Raw genomic sequence first — 16,579 nt, 5'->3', positions numbered from 1 at the left:
GCTGCGTCAACCGCGCCCGATATAGGGCATCTTGGTTGCCATCACCGTCATGAACTGGACATTGGCCGCAAGCGGCAATTCGGCCATGTGCAGAACCGATTGCGCGGCGTGGCCGACGTCCATCGTGGCCTGTGCGGGCTTGCCTTCCGCCGCCAGTCGCGCCGCCTGCGCGGCAACCATCTCGGTCGCGGCATTGCCGATGTCGATCTGTCCGCAGGCGATGTCGAATGGCCGCCCATCCAGAGACAAGCTTCGGGTCAGGCCGGTAATGGCGTGTTTCGTCGTGGTGTAGCAAACCGACGCCTCACGCGGGACATGCGCCGAGATCGATCCGTTGTTGATGATACGCCCCCCTTGCGGTTCCTGCACGCGCATATGCTGGAAGGCCAGCCGCGCGCAGATGAACATGCCGCGCAGGTTGACCGCGACCACCTCGTCAAAGGCGGAGACCGGGATCGTGTCGATGGTGCCGCCCTGCCCGAACATCCCGGCATTGTTGAACAACACATCCAACCGGCCAGCCTGTGCGACAAAGTCCCGGAACACGGCCTCCATCGCATCCGGGTCGGTCACGTCCCCGGGCAGGGCGATGGCGTTTTCATACTTGGCGGCCATCTCGTCCAGCGGCGCGGCCCGCCGCGCGACCAGCCCGACCCGCCACCCGGCATCAAGGAATGTTTCGGCAGTGGCCTTGCCGATGCCGCTGCTGGCGCCGGTGATCAGGATGGTATTCATGTCTCTTCTCCCTCAAGTCTCAGCGGCGTCGGGGCCGCTCTCAGATCATCGACCCGCAGCGGCCCGGACGGGCGCGACAGGCGGTTGCGCACGACCCAGTGCAGGCGTTCCTGCGCCCGGGTGATGGCGACATAGGCCAGCCGTTTCCACAACGGTTGCCCGGCCTCGACCCGGCCCATGCGGGCGGCCACAAACAGGTCCGGTGCAAAGACCTGCACCTCATCCCATTGCGACCCCTGCGCCTTGTGGATCGTCACCGCCGCGCCGTGCAGGAAGGTCGCCCCCATGCGCGCGGCAAAGGGGATGAACGGTTCTTCCTCGTCCGGTTTCTCGATCTTCACAATCGAGGCGGCGGAAACCTGCGGATCCTCGGCCCCGATCACGTTCAGGCGCGAGAACCCCGGCTTGCGGCCCGGTCCAAGATAGATCACCTGCGCGCCCTTGATCAGGCCTCGCGCTTCAAGGTCCAGTCGTTTCTTGCGGTGTTTCAAGGGCAATTCGATGCCGTCGCAGATCAGCGGCTCGCCCTCGATCAGCATGTCCTCGGGCGCCCCATGCACAGCGCGGAACGCGTTGATCAGCCGGATGCGCGTGGCATTGCGCCAGACCAGAACCGGGGAGCGCGCCATCAGGTCAACCTCGACCCGCTGGCCAAGGACGACGCGGTCGTCCTTTTTGGCGGTTTCCTCAACCAACTGTTCGAAATGGTGAAATTCAAGCGCCGGGTCGGCCAGCGCATGGGCCAGATCGAGGATCGGGTTGTCGGCATCCTGCCGGTGAATGCGGTGCAGCTCCAGCTTTGCGGGCTCCGGCAGAGTGTCAAAGACCATCGCGCCGGACTGGTTCACCGGGGCAAGCTGCGCCGGGTCGCCGAACAGCAGCAAGGTCGGGAAGATTTCCTTCAGGTCCTCGAACTGCTTGTTGTCCAGCATCGAGCTTTCGTCGACAAAGCCGATGTCCAGCGGGTCATCGCGCCGCTTCCAGCCGGTGATGAAATCCGACCCGCGCAGACCCGCCGCAGCCAGCGCACCGGGTACAGATTTCTGCGCCTGATAAAACAGGCGGGCGCGTTCCAGCGCCTCGTCGGTCAGGCCCTCGATCTCGGGTTTTTCACCGTTTCCGACCAGCCATTCGGCGATCTTTTCATATTCCGGGTCGTAGACCGGCGTATAGATGATGCGGTGGATCGTGGTCGCGGGCACACCGCGCATCCGAAGGACAAAGGCCGCCTTGTTCGTCGGCGCCAGCACCGCCAGCGTGCGCCGGTCCTTGCGTTTGCGCCCCTCGTAATCGCCCGACACGATGTCGACCCCGGCCCCGTTCAGTGCCTTCACCAGTTCGGCCAGAAGCAAAGTCTTGCCCGATCCGGCCTTGCCAATCACGGCAGCGACACTTTCCTTGCCTTCGCGCGGCGGGTTCAGAAGCCCCTCGTCCAGATCGACGCCAACGCCCTTGAGGATCTCGGTGATCCGGTCATAGGCCTCGGCCTGATCGTGGGAAAGTGTGAGCGCGGTCGTATCCATGGCGCGACCCTACAGCCGCACCGTGGGAAGCGCCAGCGCCTCTAGGCAACATGCCGCGCCGCGTGCCCAGCTCCAAAAGCCCGCTGGAACCAGTGCCGCGACAAGGCCGGTGACAGGCCCGCGCTTTGCGCCACGCGCCGGCGCGCAGACGGCGAGAAAGCCCAAAGCCCCACACTGATCCGGTCGCGACCCTGCCCGCTGGCGCCCAGAACCTCGGGGGACGCGCCGATCATGCGATAGATGCGAGTCATACGCGCATCAAATACGCCGATGAAATGTTCAACCCCGAACCCCTGCATGACCTCGCCCCCCGCGAGCATCAGCGCCGCCGCAACTTGCGCCGCGCCCCCTGATGGCGTTGTCGCCGCTGCAGGCGCCAGGCAGAACCGGGTGCATTCCCAGATCAGAGGGCTTTGGATCGGCTGCCCGTCCATCAGGTGGCTGAAATGCTCGTTCACCATGCAAGGTCCGGTGGTAGGCATCAGCCGCATCGAGCCGCCATGCCGGCCGTCGGGACGCTCCCAAATGACATAAAGCGGGTTCATCGCGTCATATTGGTCGCGCTCCTGACCCGTTTCATCCACCTCGACATCCCATCCCTGCCGGGTTCGGAATTGCCAGGCCCGGTCCTCAAACATTGTGCGGGACAGGACCGGATGGCTTTCCAGTTCATCGCCATAAAGGTACCGAAGCATGTCGCCCTCCTTGCCAAATCGGAACGGCAAGGGTGTAGGCAGACATGGTTGGGATTGTGTTACCGGGGCTGGGCGCGGCGTTAACCTTTGCCCCCTTCGATCACACCACGATCAGGCCCCGGCTGAGCGCCCGTGCTACCGCATGGGTTGTGTTCATTGCCCCCAGTTTGGCCCGCGCGCTTTCGATATAGACCCGCAGCGTATGTTCCGAAATCGACAGGGAGTCGGCGACCTGGGCGCGGTTGTACCCCATCGCAAGCAAGGTCATCGCGTCGATCTCTCGTGGCGACAATTGACGTGCCACTTCGGGGGCGCGGTCGGGTTCGAACTCAAGCGCCTTACGATTGAATTCATGCGCAATCAGCAAAAGGTCGCGGCGGTTCTTTTCAATGAACACAGTCCAGGCCTGATCGTCGCAATTATGGCTGGCCGTGAACAGGGCGAACTGGCCGTTCGGCCCGCGGATCGGGATTGAGTACCCCTGGTTGCCAACCCCGTATTCGATCGCTTCGGCCTGAAACGCGCGCACCGCCTTGCCGGACCAGTCCAGACGCTTCCAGTCGACAGGGTGAAACCGGCTGTAACAGCCGATAATCACCGGATCGAGCCGGACGTAATTCTGTTCGATGTAACGGTCGCGCCAGTCGTCCGAATAGGTGCCGCATCCATATTGGTCGCCAGCGGAATCGACCCAGTGGTAGACAAGATGATCAACGCGAAAGTGGTCGCGAAGGGCCTCGATTACTGCCTGCATTGCGTCAGGCGTTTGCGCGCACTCCAGCTGCTCCAATATCGTTTCGCGTCGCGTTTTCATCCCCAGCGGGCAATGCGCCCGTCCCTTCCAAAGCCGACGCGACCTCGGTCGCAGCAACCAACCGGGCATCGTCCAGTTGATCCGCCAGCGCCGCAAGACCGTTCGCTTGTGAGAAGTCACGAAGGTCTGTCAGAACGTCGAGTATCCAGTCGTATTTCATCACAACTCTCGTTTTCAGTGGTTAATGAAAGGTTAATACAAGCATAGCACGAACCGTTTCCGTTAAGATATTCGCTGATTTCCACTCCCCAAAAATAGCGGGGGGCGGTGCAGCTAAGGCACTGAATACACAAAATCCCCTTTCTCAAACGTAAAAGCCCCCGCGAATCACAGCGATTCGCGGGGGCCTTCATGTGGTCGGAATGACCGACGGGGAATTAACGCCCGGCTTCCAGCGCGTCCTCGAAGGTGCGCAGCCCGGTTTTCGGCGCCTGAACCAGCACCGCCATGTTGCCGGGCTTGTGTTCGTTGCGCAGCATCTTGGTATGCGCCTGCGGGATTTCTTCCCAGCCGAAGACCTCGGACATGCAGGGATCAAGACGACGCTCGACCATCAGGCGGTTGGCGGAGGCGGCCTGTTTCAGGTTCGCAAAGTGCGAGCCCTGAAGACGTTTCTGGTGCATCCACATGTAGCGCACGTCGAAGGTGCAGTTGAACCCCGAGGTTCCGGCGCAGATCACCACGATACCGCCCTTCTTCACCACCAGCGTCGAGACCGGGAAGGTCGCTTCGCCGGGATGTTCGAAGACCATGTCGACGCTCACGCCCTTGCCGGTGATGTCCCAGATCGCCTTGCCGAACTTGCGGGCCTCTTTCAGCCATTCATTATACTCGGGGCTGTTCACCGTGGGCAGTTGGCCCCAGCAGTTGAAGTCCTTGCGGTTGATGACGCCCTTGGCGCCCTGATCCATCACGAACTGGCGCTTGCTCTCGTCCGAGATCACGCCGATCGCGTTGGCGCCTGCGGTGTTGGCCAGCTGGATCGCATAGGACCCAAGGCCGCCCGAGGCACCCCAGACCAGAACGTTCTGACCGGGACGCAGTTCATGCGGATGGTGGCCGAACAGCATGCGGTATGCGGTGGCCAGCGTCAGCGTGTAGCAGGCCGACTCTTCCCAGGTCAGGTGACGCGGGCGCGGCATCAGCTGTTGCGCCTGAACCTTGGTGAACTGGGCAAACGACCCATCGCCAGTTTCATAGCCCCAGATCCGCTGGGTGGGAGAGAACATCGGATCGCCGCCGTTACATTCCTCGTCGTCGCCATCGTCCTGGTTGCAGTGGATCACGACCTCGTCGCCCACTTTCCAGTTCTTCACTTTGTCACCCACGGCCCAGACGATGCCAGAAGCATCAGAACCGGCGATGTGATAATCCTGACCATGCACGTCAAACGGCGAGATCGGCTTGCCGAGGCCGGCCCAGACGCCATTGTAGTTGACGCCTGCGGCCATCACGAGAACCAGAACCTCGTGGCTATCGATCTCCCAGGTGTCGACGACCTCTTTCTGGAACGACTGCTCGGGTTCGCCATGGCGGTCACGGCGGATCGCCCATGCGTACATCTTCTTGGGCACATAGCCCAAGGGAGGCATTTCGCCGATCTCGTAAAGGTCTTTTTCGGGCGCGTCGTATTCGGCGATGCCGCCATTCGTATCCAGAGCCATGTTCGCCTCCTGTCTCATATGTTTCGCCGCAATGCAGAATCGCGGTGTCTGGTCACTGGGATATTATTGGCGACGCAACAATGCAACATCATTTGGTCACTTTTTGTAATTTTATGACCGAGCGGTTGCAGAAAGTCCTGCTGCGCCCGCAAAATCAGCGCAGCAGATGCCGGATTGAATTGGCATAGAACGCCACGGCGCTGGCCTGCTCGGGATTGATCCGATAATTGCCCGCCTGTTTCAGAATCATCCGGCGCTCGGTCAGCATGCGCAGGCCGACCTCGCAGGCATAGGCCAGATCATCGCGCGGCAGATGGATATGGGTACCCTCAAGCCGAACGATCCAGGTGGCAAAGGCAGCCTCGATCCCCGCGCGCGAGATCGGGCCGTCGGCATCCTCGAGAATCGCGGCGACCATGGCGACGGGAACTACCGGCACCACCGCGCGGATGCGGGCCATCAGTTCTTCTGCAAGGGGTTCGGTCACGTCGCCGCTTTTGTTCCGTGCAAATTCGGTCAGCGAAAGAGGGTCGCCAAAGCTGACCCCGGCATAGCCGAACTTGTGGTATCGACCGCGCAAGCGCAGCCACATCTGTTTCATGAAGAAACCCGTGATGACGCTGATCCGGGCATGGAAGCGCCGCCCGCCCCCTTCGTTCGCCTTGATAAGGATACGGTCCTCAAGCACCCGGTCATAGTTCAGCGCAACGGGAATAAAGATCACATCCCGCACCGCCGGGTCCCAGCCATCGGTGATGTATTTGAGCAGGCCATGCTTGGGTGGTTGCGGCGCCCCGTCCAGCGACAACCCGCCTTCGGGAAACATCGCCTGGGTCACGCCGCCATCGGTCGCCAGCCGCACATAGCGGGCAAGAACCTTGCGATAAAGCGCGTTGCGGGATTTGCGGCGGATGAAATAGGCCCCCATCGCCTTGATCAGCCGGCTGAGCGGCCAGACCCGCGCCCATTCCCCCACCGCATAAGCCAGTGCCGAGCGTTGGGCGGCCAGGTAGGTGACAAGCACGTAATCCATGTTCGACCGGTGGTTCATGACAAAAACCACGGTCGCATCCCGGTTGATATGGTTCAGCGCGGTTTCGTCGACATATCCCAGCCGCACCCGGTAAAGCGCGCGGCTGAGGAAACGCGCCAGCTTGATCGCGAAACCGAAATAGGCCGAGGCGCTGAACGAAGGCACGATTTCACGCGCATAGGATTTGGCCCTCTGAAACGCGACTTCTTCGGGCACGCCTTCTTCCTGCGCATATTCGTGGATGGCGCGGGCAACTTCAGGATCATAGACAAGGCGCTGGATCATGTCATGGCGGCGGGCCAGTTTGAACGGCTCGATCGGACGTTCCAGCCGTTCGTTCAGCCGGGCCACCACGCGTTCCATCCGACGGCGGAAGAACCATCGCACCGAGGGAAACAACAAGTGGCTGGCCGCCGTCACCGCCGCAAACAGCAGGATCAAAACAAAGAGCCAGAGCGGTAGTTCTACGGTTGCTGTCATGGCTTGCACAGTCGCAGCAAATATGGGCAACGTAAATGACCCCATGCCGCAACGCAGCGAATTGACTTGATCTTATTCTTTCGCGCAACTACGGTCTGGCGAAATAATATTGCTGACCCGATTCACACCGAGACAAGAGGGACGCCCATGACGCAGACGCAGAAAGACCGCCCGTGGCTGATCCGCACCTATGCCGGCCATTCGACCGCAAAAGCGTCGAACGCGCTTTACCGTTCAAACCTTGCCAAGGGGCAGACCGGGCTTTCCGTGGCCTTCGACCTGCCGACCCAGACAGGTTATGACAGTGACCATGTCCTGTCGCGCGGCGAAGTCGGCAAGGTGGGCGTTCCGGTCTGTCACCTTGGCGACATGCGCACCCTGTTCGACGAGATCCCGCTTGAGCAGATGAACACCTCGATGACGATCAACGCGACCGCGCCATGGCTTCTGGCGCTTTACATCGCGGTGGCCGAGGAACAGGGCGCGGATGTGTCCAAGCTGCAGGGCACGGTGCAGAACGACCTGATCAAGGAATACCTCAGCCGCGGCACCTATATCTGCCCGCCGGAACCGTCCTTGAAGATGATCGCGGATGTGGCCGAGTATTGCTATACCAACGTGCCCAAGTGGAACCCGATGAACGTGTGTTCCTATCACCTGCAAGAGGCCGGCGCGACGCCGGAACAGGAACTGGCATTCGCGCTGGCCACCGCGATCGCGGTTCTGGACGCGCTGAAACCGCGCGTCGCGCCCGAGGATTTCCCGGCGCTGGCGGGGCGGATTTCGTTCTTTGTGAACGCAGGCATCCGTTTCGTGACCGAGATGTGCAAGATGCGCGCTTTTGTCGATCTCTGGGACGAGATTCTGGAAACCCGATATGGCGTCGACAACCCGAAATTCCGCCGCTTCCGCTATGGGGTTCAGGTGAACTCGCTTGGTCTGACCGAGCAGCAGCCAGAGAACAACGTCTATCGCATCCTGATCGAGATGCTGGCCGTGACGCTGTCGAAAAAGGCCCGCGCCCGTGCGGTGCAGCTTCCCGCGTGGAACGAGGCACTTGGCCTGCCCCGCCCGTGGGATCAGCAATGGTCGATGCGGATGCAGCAGATCATGGCCTATGAGACCGACCTTCTTGAATTTGATGACCTGTTTGACGGCAACCCTGCCGTAGACCGGAAAGTGGAAGAGCTGAAACAAGGCGCGCGCCACGAGTTGGCCAACCTCGACAGCATGGGCGGCGCGATTGGTGCCATCGACTATATGAAATCGCGGCTTGTGGATTCCAACGCGGAACGGCTGAACCGCATCGAAGCGGGTGAAACCGTGGTCGTGGGCGTGAACAAGTATGAACAGGGCGAGCCTTCACCGCTGATGACGGGTGATGGCGGTATCATGGTGGTTGACCCTGCGGTGGAACAGGAACAGATCGCGCGGCTGAACGAATGGCGCGCCGACCGTGACACCAATGCCGTCGAAAAGGCGCTTGCCGACCTGCGTGCAGCGGCACAATCGGGTGAAAACGTCATGCCCGCCTCAATCGCAGCCGCCCGCGCTGGCGTCACCACCGGGGAGTGGGCCGCTCAGATGCGTTCTGTCCATGGCGAGTATCGCGGGCCGACAGGCGTCTCGGGCGCGCCTTCGAACAAGACCGAAGGGCTGGACGATATCCGCGATGCCGTGGATGCGGTCAGCGACCGGCTTGGACGCCGTCTGAAATTCGTGATCGGCAAGCCGGGTCTGGATGGCCACTCGAACGGAGCCGAGCAGATCGCCTTCCGTGCGCGCGATTGCGGCATGGATATCACCTATGACGGCATTCGCCTGACCCCGGAAGAGATCGTCGCCAAGGCGATCGAAGAAGAGGCCCACGTTGTTGGCCTGTCGATCCTGTCGGGCAGCCATATCCCATTGGTCGAAGATCTGATGGCGCGGATGCGCAACGCCGGGCTTGGCGACACCCCCGTTATCGTTGGCGGCATTATCCCGGACGACGATGCCCAGCGACTGCGCGCAATGGGCGTGGCGCGGGTCTATACGCCAAAAGATTTCGAATTGAATACGATCATGCGCGATATCGTGACACTGGCCGATCCGAAAGAGATTGCCGCAGAGTAATTCGCAAAAACTTGCGGAATTGGAAAACGATCGGCCCCGCCGGTCGTTTTTCTTTTTTCCCTACTAGCTGTCTCGGCTGACACAAAATCACACCTTTTTTCCATTAACCCCAATGCTACCTTTTGAGCGACTAACCTCTGAAAGGGAGATTTGAAAAATGGATATTGACCTGACTTCCATGAACAGCGCGGAATTGGAAAAACTTCAAAAGGACGTCGAAAAAGCCCTGAAGTCGGTCCGTACCCGTGAAATCGAAGCCGCTCGCAAGGCTGCTGAAAAGGCCGTGGCCGAGTTCGGGCTGACTTTGGCTGACGTGGCCGGGGGAGGCAAACCCGGCAAATCGCGCTCAAAATCCGTGGCGGCTGCCAAATACCGCAACCCCAAAGCCCCCGAACAGGTTTGGTCGGGCCGGGGACGCCGTCCGGATTGGATCAAGGCGGCTCTGGACTCTGGCGCCGATCTCGACGATCTGATGATCTGAGCAAAGACTTCAGACGAGGATGACATGACCGTTCATATTGGCGCCAAACCCGGCGAGATTGCAGAAACTGTTCTTCTTCCCGGTGACCCCTACCGCGCGAAATGGGCAGCCGAAACATTCCTGGACAATCCAGTCTGTATTAACCAGGTGCGGGGAATGCTGGGCTTTACCGGAACCTGGAAAGGCAATCGGGTGACGATCCACGGGTCGGGTATGGGAATGCCGTCCTTGTCGATTTATGCAAATGAGTTGATCCGCGATTATGGCGCAAAAACGCTTATCCGCATCGGATCATGTGGCGGCATGCAGGATGCTGTGAAAGTGCGCGATGTAATCATCGCCATGACCGCAACCAGCCTGTCGACACCGTCGCGCGGCATCTTCAAGGAAATCAACTTTGCGCCCTGTGCCGATTACGGCCTGCTGCGCGCCGCCGCAGATGCGGCAATCGCAAAGGGCACCCCGACGCATGTCGGCGGCATCTATTCCTCGGATGTGTTTTATGACGAACGCCCGGACCTGAACGAACAGATGACCCGCCACGGCATCCTCGGGGTCGAGATGGAAGCGGCCGAGCTTTACAATCTTGCCGCCCGTCATTCGGTGCGGGCATTGGCTGTACTGACGGTGTCGGACCACTTGCTGACCGGCGAAGCGCTGCCGTCTGAAGACCGCGAAAAAAGCTTCGGAGACATGGTGGAAATCGCGCTAGAGGCCGCCTTCGCCGCCTAAGGCCGCCATCAGTCGATCAAGCATCTTCGGGCGCGGCCCTTCGCGCCCGATCATGCGCAGGCTCTGGGGTAAAGTCAGCCGCGTGGCAAAGGGCGCGACAAGGCGACCTGACGAGAGGTGACCCGCAACCAGTGCCTCATGCGCCATCAGCACCCCTGCCCCACTCAACGCATCCTCGACCGCAAGCGCATAGAGCGAATGCACAGGACCGCGCACAACGGCGTCTGTCAGGCCGGCTTCGGCCAGCCACAGCCCCCAATCCCTGTTCCAGACCAGATCCGACAGGCATCGCACAGACAACAGGTCAGCGGGCGTGCACAGCCCCTTGGCAAGCTCAGGCGTGCAGACCGGGAAAATCACGTCCGGCGAAAGAACCTGCCCGGTGTTGCTGTAAAACAGCGCCAGGTCGAACGGTTCCCGCGACAGGTTCGGCGGTGACTCCAGCGCAGTGACCGACAGAACAAGATCCGGCCAGGCCGCGCGGATGGCAGGCAGCCGGGGCGAAAGCCAAAGCTGGGCAACCGCAGGCAAGGCCGCAACCTGCACGCGGTTTGGCGCCGTGGCCTGCTGCAGGCTGCGCACCGCCATTCCAATCTGATCGAAGGCGCGGGTCAGATCGGGCAGGCATTGACGTCCCGCTTCCGTCAGATCGACCCCCTGCCGTTGCCTGCGGAACAAGGGCGCGCCCGCCCATGCTTCTAGGATCTTGACCTGCTGCGCCACCGCCCCCGGCGTCACGCACAGCTCGTCAGCGGCATGGGTAAACCCGCCCAGACGCGCCGCGGCTTCAAAGGCACGCAGCGCTGTCAGGGGCGGCGACGGGGGGCGGGGAGGTTTGACGGGCATAAATTGACCTAGTTTTTCTATGCCTAGAATACATGAATTCTGGTTTGTGCCAAGCCCGGCAATCGGCTTCAGTGGGATCGACAAACAGCCGACGGAAATACCATGCCCAACCTCTCTCCACGTCCCTGGGTGCCTGCCCAATGCGAGGCCCGCGTTCAATCCATCGCCTCACTGACCGCCGAAACCGACAGCCCGGCGCTGGTCGACCGGCTTGATTCGCTCGCCACCCGGAACAAGGCGATCCACGAGGTCGAGTGCTTCAACCTCAACCCGGCCACAAACGTAATGAACCCGCGCGCCGAGGCCTTGCTTGCGTCTGGCCTTGGGTCGCGCCCGTCGCTTGGCTATCCCGGCGACAAGTACGAGATGGGGCTTGAGGCGATGGAAGAGATCGAGGTCATCGCAGCCGAGCTTTGCGCCGAGGTTTTCGGCGCTCGCTATGCCGAGATTCGCGTGCCATCAGGCGCAATTGCCAACCTCTACGGATTCATGGCGCTGACTCGGCCCGGCGACCGGATCATTACCCCGCCTGCGGCGGTGGGCGGACATGTCACCCATCACGCTGATGGCTGCGCGGGACTTTACGGGTTGGAAAGCCACTCCGCCCCCGTGGATGCAGATGGCTATTCCGTTGATCTCGACGGGTTGGAACGGCAGGCCCGTGACCTGCGCCCCAGCCTGATCACGATCGGCGGGTCGCTGAACCTTGTCGAACATCCGGTCGCCGAAATCCGTGCCATCGCCGATCAGACCGGCGCCAAGGTGCTGATCGACGCCGCGCATCAATGCGGGGTCATCGCGGGCAAGGCCTGGAAGAACCCTCTGGACGAGGGCGCACATCTGATGACCATGTCGACCTACAAGTCGCTGGGCGGTCCCCCTTCGGGGCTGATCGTGACCAATGACGCCGGGATTGCGCAAAGGCTGGACAAGATTGCCTTTCCGGGCATGACAGCCAATTTCGACGCGGCTAAATCCGCAGCGCTTGCGATGACAATGCTGGACTGGCGCGACTTCGGTGCGGCCTATGCCAAAGCCATGATCGACATGTCAAAGGCGCTGGCGCAGGAATTGGCGGCGCAGGGCATCGACGTCTTCGAGACCCGCCACGGCCCGACCCAATCCCACCAATTCGCAGTCCTCGCCGCCGCGTTTGGTGGAGGGCAGACCGCCAGCAAGACCCTGCGCAAGGCCGGGTTCCTGGCCTGCGGCATCGGCCTGCCTGTTGCCCCGGTCGAAGGCGACCTGAACGGTCTCAGGATCGGCACACCGGAACTGGTGCGCTGGGGCATGACAGCCGACCATGCACCGGAGCTGGCAGCCCGGATCGCCGCCGCGTTGCGCTCAAACGATCCCGCGGCGATGGCGACAGAGACCGCGCGTTGGCGTCAGGGCTTTGACAGCCTTAACTTCATCCACACCTGACTTTTTGCTGGTCACAAATACCCGCCGCCAACCTCAAACCCCGTGACTGCGGTCGTATCTGTTCACCTCGGGGGACGCCCATCCGTCAAGCGCGCCGGGTGCGGGGGCAAACACCTCGACCAGAAGAGGGAAACAGGGGGCCGAGTCCGAAGAATGCTCGGCCCCGCAATCCCCGCCGGGACAGGCGCTGAGTGCGCCCAGTAGGTCGATCTCGGCGAAGAACTCGATGAAATCGCCGGGGCGCACTGGGCTGGCCTTCATGAAGTATTGCCCGGTCTCGCGAGTGAACCCGGTGCACATGAAGACGTTGAGCACGTCATGCACATGAGGTTCGGCGTCGAGCAGAGACAGGCCGGTCATTTCCGCCAATGCGCGGGTGAGGTTGGAATGGCAGCAATGGTGATACTGGGTGCCGGACAACAAGTTGCCCGTGTAGGGGTCGCAGCGCGTGCCGATCACGTCATGAACCGCTCCGCCAAATTCGTCGATCCCGTACCATTCCAGCGTATCCGCCACGATGGTCGCCATCGGGCGCAGCCACGGGAGGCCGGACCACAACCGGTCCCCGGTCGAAACATGCGAGCCGTGCAGCGCGCGGGTCTTGCCGGAATAGAACCGTTCCCCCAAATCATCGGCACGCCAAAGGTTCAGATCACCGACCTGCGGACCATCGACGGATGTGATGCGAAAGAAATGCCCCGCAGGAACCCGAAAACACCGCGCGTCGCGAGGTGGAACAAGCACCTCATCCACCTTTCTCACCCCATCCCGCGCGCCCAGGTAAAGCGCCATGTCGGGCTTTGGCAGCGTTTCCACGGGATAGCAGATCACCGGCGTCACAGCGCGGCGGGCGTCGGCGTCGGCGGGTGGGTGAAATGCGGGATTGCGGGTCATTCAGGGGCTCCGTTTGTCGGACGTCCCCCAAATGAACCCTCCCTCCCCGGGATTGGCAAGTGTCAGATTGCGATGACGTCCAGCGGCGGGAAGCCGTTGAAGCCAATGGTGGCATAAGTCGAGGTATAGGCACCGCAGTTGCGGATCACGATACGGTCACCCGATTTCAGGCCTAGCGGCAATTGCACGGGCTTCTTCTCGTAAAGCACGTCGACGCTGTCGCAGGACGGGCCGGCCAGGATGCAGGGGCCGGTGTCTTCGTGGTCACGTTCTGTCAGGAACTGATAGCGGATCGCCTCGTCCATGGTTTCGGCCAGGCCCGAGAACTTGCCGATATCGAGGAACACCCAGCGGTGCAGGTCAGTTTCCGATTTGCGGCTGACCAGCAGCACTTCGGCGGCGATGGCGCCACATTCGGCGACAAGGCCACGGCCGGGCTCTGCCATGATGTGGGTGACGTCGCCGAAACGGGCGGCAATCTGGCCCATGACTTCTGCGGCGTAAGAGGTCGCGCCCTGCACTTCCTCGCCATAGAAGGCGGGGAAACCGCCGCCGATATTGAGAACCGACAGGTCGTGGCCGGCGGCCTTGGCGTCAGCCCAGACATCGGCAACCTGATCCAGGATCGGCGCCCACATCGATGCGCGGCGGGTTTGCGAGCCGACATGGAAGGACACGCCCACCGGACGCAGGCCCAGCGACACGGCATAATCCATCAGCGATACCGCTTTCGAAGGCGCGCAGCCGAACTTGCGGGTCAGCGGCCAGTCGGCTTCGGTGGCTTCCACGATCAGGCGGACATAGACCTTGGCGCCGGGGGCGTTGGCGGCGATCTTTTCCATTTCCTCTTCGGCGTCGACCGCAAACAGCTCAACCCCTGCGCCATAGGCAAAGGCGATGTCGGCCGGTTTCTTCACGGTATTTCCAAACGAGATATGCTGAGGCGCAGCACCGGCGGCGAGGCACATTTCGATCTCGGCACGGCTGGCGGCGTCGAAGCGGCCACCCAGACCAACCAGCGTCTTCAGGATTTCGGGCGCGGGGTTGGCTTTCACGGCATAGTGGATGGCGGCACGGCCAAGACCGGCTTTCAGCGCACCGAATTGACGGGCAACGGCCTCGGTGTCCAGAACAAGGGTCGGACGGTCGAACCGGTTTTCCAGGATGAACGCTTCTGCGCGCGACAGGGAACGGGTATTGGTTTCGGGAGCGAAAGCCCCGGTTGCGTATGCGTACATGGTCATCTCCAAAAGACCTGGCCGTTTCCGACCGAACAGTTCAAAGGGAGACGTTACCGTCGCTACGTAACCATAGGGGGCGTCCCTTACGACAGAGGCGCGTGCGTTGGCGTCTTGATTTGCCATATCGGGCCAATGGCGTTTTCAATCAAGAAAAAATTTCGGCCCGACGAAAAAAACTTTGTTTTTCGCCTATTTTCAATGACTTGACGAACCCTCTATTGTGACCATTTTCACACAGATCGGCCCACGGCCCGTCCCGAGAAGATGCAACCGCCAAGGAACGTGCCCTCAAGCGCATTATAGCCGTGGTAACCACCCCCACCGAATCCCGCAACCTCTCCGGCTGCGAACAACCCCTGAAAGGCCGACCCGTCGGGTTTCAGCACCTGCCCGCCAAGATCCGTGTGCAACCCGCCCAGCGATTTCCGCGTCAGGATGTTCAGCCGCACCGCGATCAGCGGGCCGTTATCCGGGTTCAGTATCTTGTGGGGCTTCGCCGTGCGGATCAGCTTGTCACCCCGATACTGGCGCGCGCCGCGAATGGCGGTTACCTGCGCGTCCTTGCTGAACGGGTTGTCGATCTGCATGTCCCGCGCTTCGATCTGGGTGCGGATTTTGGTCACGTCCAGCGGTACGTCGGGCGTGATCTTGTTCATACCCTCGACCAGTGCCGCCAGGTCGTCGGCAACGACAAAATCTTCGCCATGCTGTTTGAACGCCTCGACCGGGGCCGGGGCGCCCTTGCTTGCGATGCGGGATTTCAGCACCTCGGACCACTTGCCCGAGGCCAGGTCGGGGTTCTGTTCCGACCCCGAAAGCGCAAATTCCTTTTCGATGATCTTCTGGGTCAGGATGAACCAGCTGTGTTCATGCCCCGTGGACAGGATGCGTTTCAGCGTGCCAAGGCTGTCGAACCCGGGCAGATACGGTGCCTCCATCCGCTGACCCAGCGCGTCGAACCACATCGAGGACGGCCCCGGCAGGATGCGGATGCCGTGGTTCGGCCAGATCGGGTCCCAGTTCGCCAAACCTTCAGTGTAATGCCACATGCGGTCGCCGTTGATGATCGCCGCGCCTGCGCCTTCGGCGACGCGCTGCATTTGGCCGTCGACATAGTCGGGGACACCCGCAACCATGCGTTTCGGCGCCTTGCCCAGCCGGTCCTCGGGCCAGTAGCGGCGCACCATGTCATGGTCGCCGCCGATCCCGCCGGTGGTCAGAACAACCGCCTCCGCGCGATAACTGAAGTCGCCTTTCACCTCGCGATTGGTCGAGCGTCCGCGTTCGGCATTGTCATCGGCCAAAATCGAGCCCTCGACCCCTTTCACGACGCCGCCTTCGACGATCAGTCCGGTGACCTTGTGGCGAAAACCCATCGTCAGCTTGCCGGCTTTTTCGGCCTCTTTCACCATGTGTTCAAACGGTGCGACCACACCGGGGCCGACGCCCCATGTTACGTGGAACCGGGGCACGGAATTACCGTGGCCATGCGCCATCTCGCCACCACGCTCGGCCCAGCCGACAACCGGGAACCAGCGCATCCCGATGGATGACAGCCAGGGGCGCATCTCTCCGGCCGCAAAATCGAGGAAGGCATCGGCGACCTTGCGGGGGTTTTCATCCTCGGCACGGTCGAACTGGGCCGAGCCCAGCCAATCGGTGCGGGCCAATGCGTGGCTGTCGCGGATGCCCATGCGCCGCTGTTCCGGCGTGTCGATCATGAATAGACCACCAAGCGACCAGAAGGCCTGCCCACCGATGGATTGCGGGCCTTCCTGATCCAGCAGCAGCACCTTCTTGCCGCGCGCGACCGCCTCGCTTGCCGCCACCAGCCCCGCAAGGCCCGAGCCAACGATGATTACATCCGCATCCGCCATAGACATTCCTCCCTTGCTGGAAGG

At 61.7% G+C, this 16,579-nt stretch carries 15 protein-coding genes; 4 read left to right on the top strand and 11 right to left on the bottom strand.

What is annotated here, in order from left to right; all coding sequences use genetic code 11:
- Nucleotides 1-6: 6 nt before the first annotated feature.
- From JQ863_RS06800 to JQ863_RS06770, 7 genes are all read right to left on the bottom strand, one after another.
- The gene (locus JQ863_RS06800) at nt 7-735 is read right to left on the bottom strand and encodes an SDR family oxidoreductase (protein WP_204113546.1); all 729 of its coding nucleotides are present in this window, start codon (nt 733-735) and stop codon (nt 7-9) included.
- Nucleotides 732-2,258, bottom strand: coding sequence for an ATP-dependent DNA helicase (locus JQ863_RS06795; RefSeq protein ID WP_204113545.1), 1,527 nt, complete (start codon nt 2,256-2,258; stop codon nt 732-734). Before JQ863_RS06795 ends, JQ863_RS06800 begins: the two co-directional genes overlap by 4 nt.
- A 41-nt stretch (nt 2,259-2,299) precedes the next feature.
- Nucleotides 2,300-2,953: an acyl-homoserine-lactone synthase gene (locus JQ863_RS06790; RefSeq protein WP_204113544.1), complete on the bottom strand. Its 654-nt coding sequence runs from the start codon at nt 2,951-2,953 to the stop codon at nt 2,300-2,302.
- A 100-nt stretch (nt 2,954-3,053) separates the two neighbouring features.
- Nucleotides 3,054-3,767 carry a helix-turn-helix transcriptional regulator gene (locus JQ863_RS06785; protein ID WP_204113543.1) on the bottom strand — a complete coding sequence of 238 codons (714 nt, stop codon included), beginning with the start codon at nt 3,765-3,767 and terminating at the stop codon, nt 3,054-3,056.
- The gene (locus tag JQ863_RS06780; protein WP_204113542.1) at nt 3,712-3,927 is read right to left on the bottom strand and encodes a hypothetical protein; all 216 of its coding nucleotides are present in this window, start codon (nt 3,925-3,927) and stop codon (nt 3,712-3,714) included. Before JQ863_RS06780 ends, JQ863_RS06785 begins: the two co-directional genes overlap by 56 nt.
- 217 nt (nt 3,928-4,144) lie before the next feature.
- On the bottom strand, nt 4,145-5,431 hold the full coding sequence (ccrA, locus tag JQ863_RS06775; protein WP_204113541.1) for a crotonyl-CoA carboxylase/reductase: 1,287 nt from the start codon (nt 5,429-5,431) through the stop codon (nt 4,145-4,147).
- 154 nt (nt 5,432-5,585) lie between these two features.
- Nucleotides 5,586-6,944: a 1-acyl-sn-glycerol-3-phosphate acyltransferase gene (locus tag JQ863_RS06770; RefSeq protein WP_204113540.1), complete on the bottom strand. Its 1,359-nt coding sequence runs from the start codon at nt 6,942-6,944 to the stop codon at nt 5,586-5,588.
- A gap of 120 nt (nt 6,945-7,064) precedes the next feature.
- On the opposite strand from JQ863_RS06770, the gene JQ863_RS06765 reads away from it, so the two are divergent.
- The 3 genes from JQ863_RS06765 to deoD all read left to right on the top strand — a co-directional run bounded on the left by JQ863_RS06765 (nt 7,065) and on the right by deoD (nt 10,272).
- Nucleotides 7,065-9,059: a methylmalonyl-CoA mutase family protein gene (locus tag JQ863_RS06765; RefSeq protein WP_338055530.1), complete on the top strand. Its 1,995-nt coding sequence runs from the start codon at nt 7,065-7,067 to the stop codon at nt 9,057-9,059.
- A gap of 157 nt (nt 9,060-9,216) precedes the next feature.
- Nucleotides 9,217-9,540, top strand: coding sequence for an H-NS histone family protein (locus JQ863_RS06760; RefSeq protein ID WP_204113538.1), 324 nt, complete (start codon nt 9,217-9,219; stop codon nt 9,538-9,540).
- 24 nt (nt 9,541-9,564) lie between these two features.
- Nucleotides 9,565-10,272: a purine-nucleoside phosphorylase gene (gene deoD / locus JQ863_RS06755; RefSeq protein ID WP_204113537.1), complete on the top strand. Its 708-nt coding sequence runs from the start codon at nt 9,565-9,567 to the stop codon at nt 10,270-10,272.
- On the opposite strand, the gene JQ863_RS06750 is transcribed toward deoD, so the two are convergent.
- On the bottom strand, nt 10,249-11,118 hold the full coding sequence (locus JQ863_RS06750) for a LysR family transcriptional regulator (protein ID WP_204113536.1): 870 nt from the start codon (nt 11,116-11,118) through the stop codon (nt 10,249-10,251). The genes deoD and JQ863_RS06750 overlap by 24 nt on opposite strands.
- A 102-nt stretch (nt 11,119-11,220) precedes the next feature.
- On the opposite strand from JQ863_RS06750, the gene JQ863_RS06745 reads away from it, so the two are divergent.
- Nucleotides 11,221-12,543: a serine hydroxymethyltransferase gene (locus tag JQ863_RS06745; protein ID WP_204113535.1), complete on the top strand. Its 1,323-nt coding sequence runs from the start codon at nt 11,221-11,223 to the stop codon at nt 12,541-12,543.
- Between the two features lie 33 nt (nt 12,544-12,576).
- Here the strand turns inward: JQ863_RS06745 and JQ863_RS06740 are convergent, their stop codons facing one another.
- From JQ863_RS06740 to JQ863_RS06730, 3 genes are all read right to left on the bottom strand, one after another.
- The gene (locus JQ863_RS06740; protein WP_204113534.1) at nt 12,577-13,437 is read right to left on the bottom strand and encodes an urea carboxylase-associated family protein; all 861 of its coding nucleotides are present in this window, start codon (nt 13,435-13,437) and stop codon (nt 12,577-12,579) included.
- Nucleotides 13,438-13,499: 62 nt separating this feature from the next.
- Nucleotides 13,500-14,675 (bottom strand): type III PLP-dependent enzyme, encoded by a 1,176-nt coding sequence (locus JQ863_RS06735; protein WP_204113533.1) that lies wholly within the window; start codon nt 14,673-14,675, stop codon nt 13,500-13,502.
- 233 nt (nt 14,676-14,908) lie between these two features.
- The gene (locus tag JQ863_RS06730; RefSeq protein WP_420826242.1) at nt 14,909-16,561 is read right to left on the bottom strand and encodes an FAD-binding dehydrogenase; all 1,653 of its coding nucleotides are present in this window, start codon (nt 16,559-16,561) and stop codon (nt 14,909-14,911) included.
- Nucleotides 16,562-16,579: the final 18 nt, after the last annotated feature.

This window comes from Shimia biformata (assembly GCF_016888515.1).
In the GTDB taxonomy this organism is placed as follows: Bacteria; Pseudomonadota; Alphaproteobacteria; order Rhodobacterales; family Rhodobacteraceae; genus Shimia_A; species Shimia_A biformata.
The sequence above is the reverse complement of the archived record's forward strand: the minus strand, read 5'-3'. Positions and strand labels throughout refer to the sequence as shown.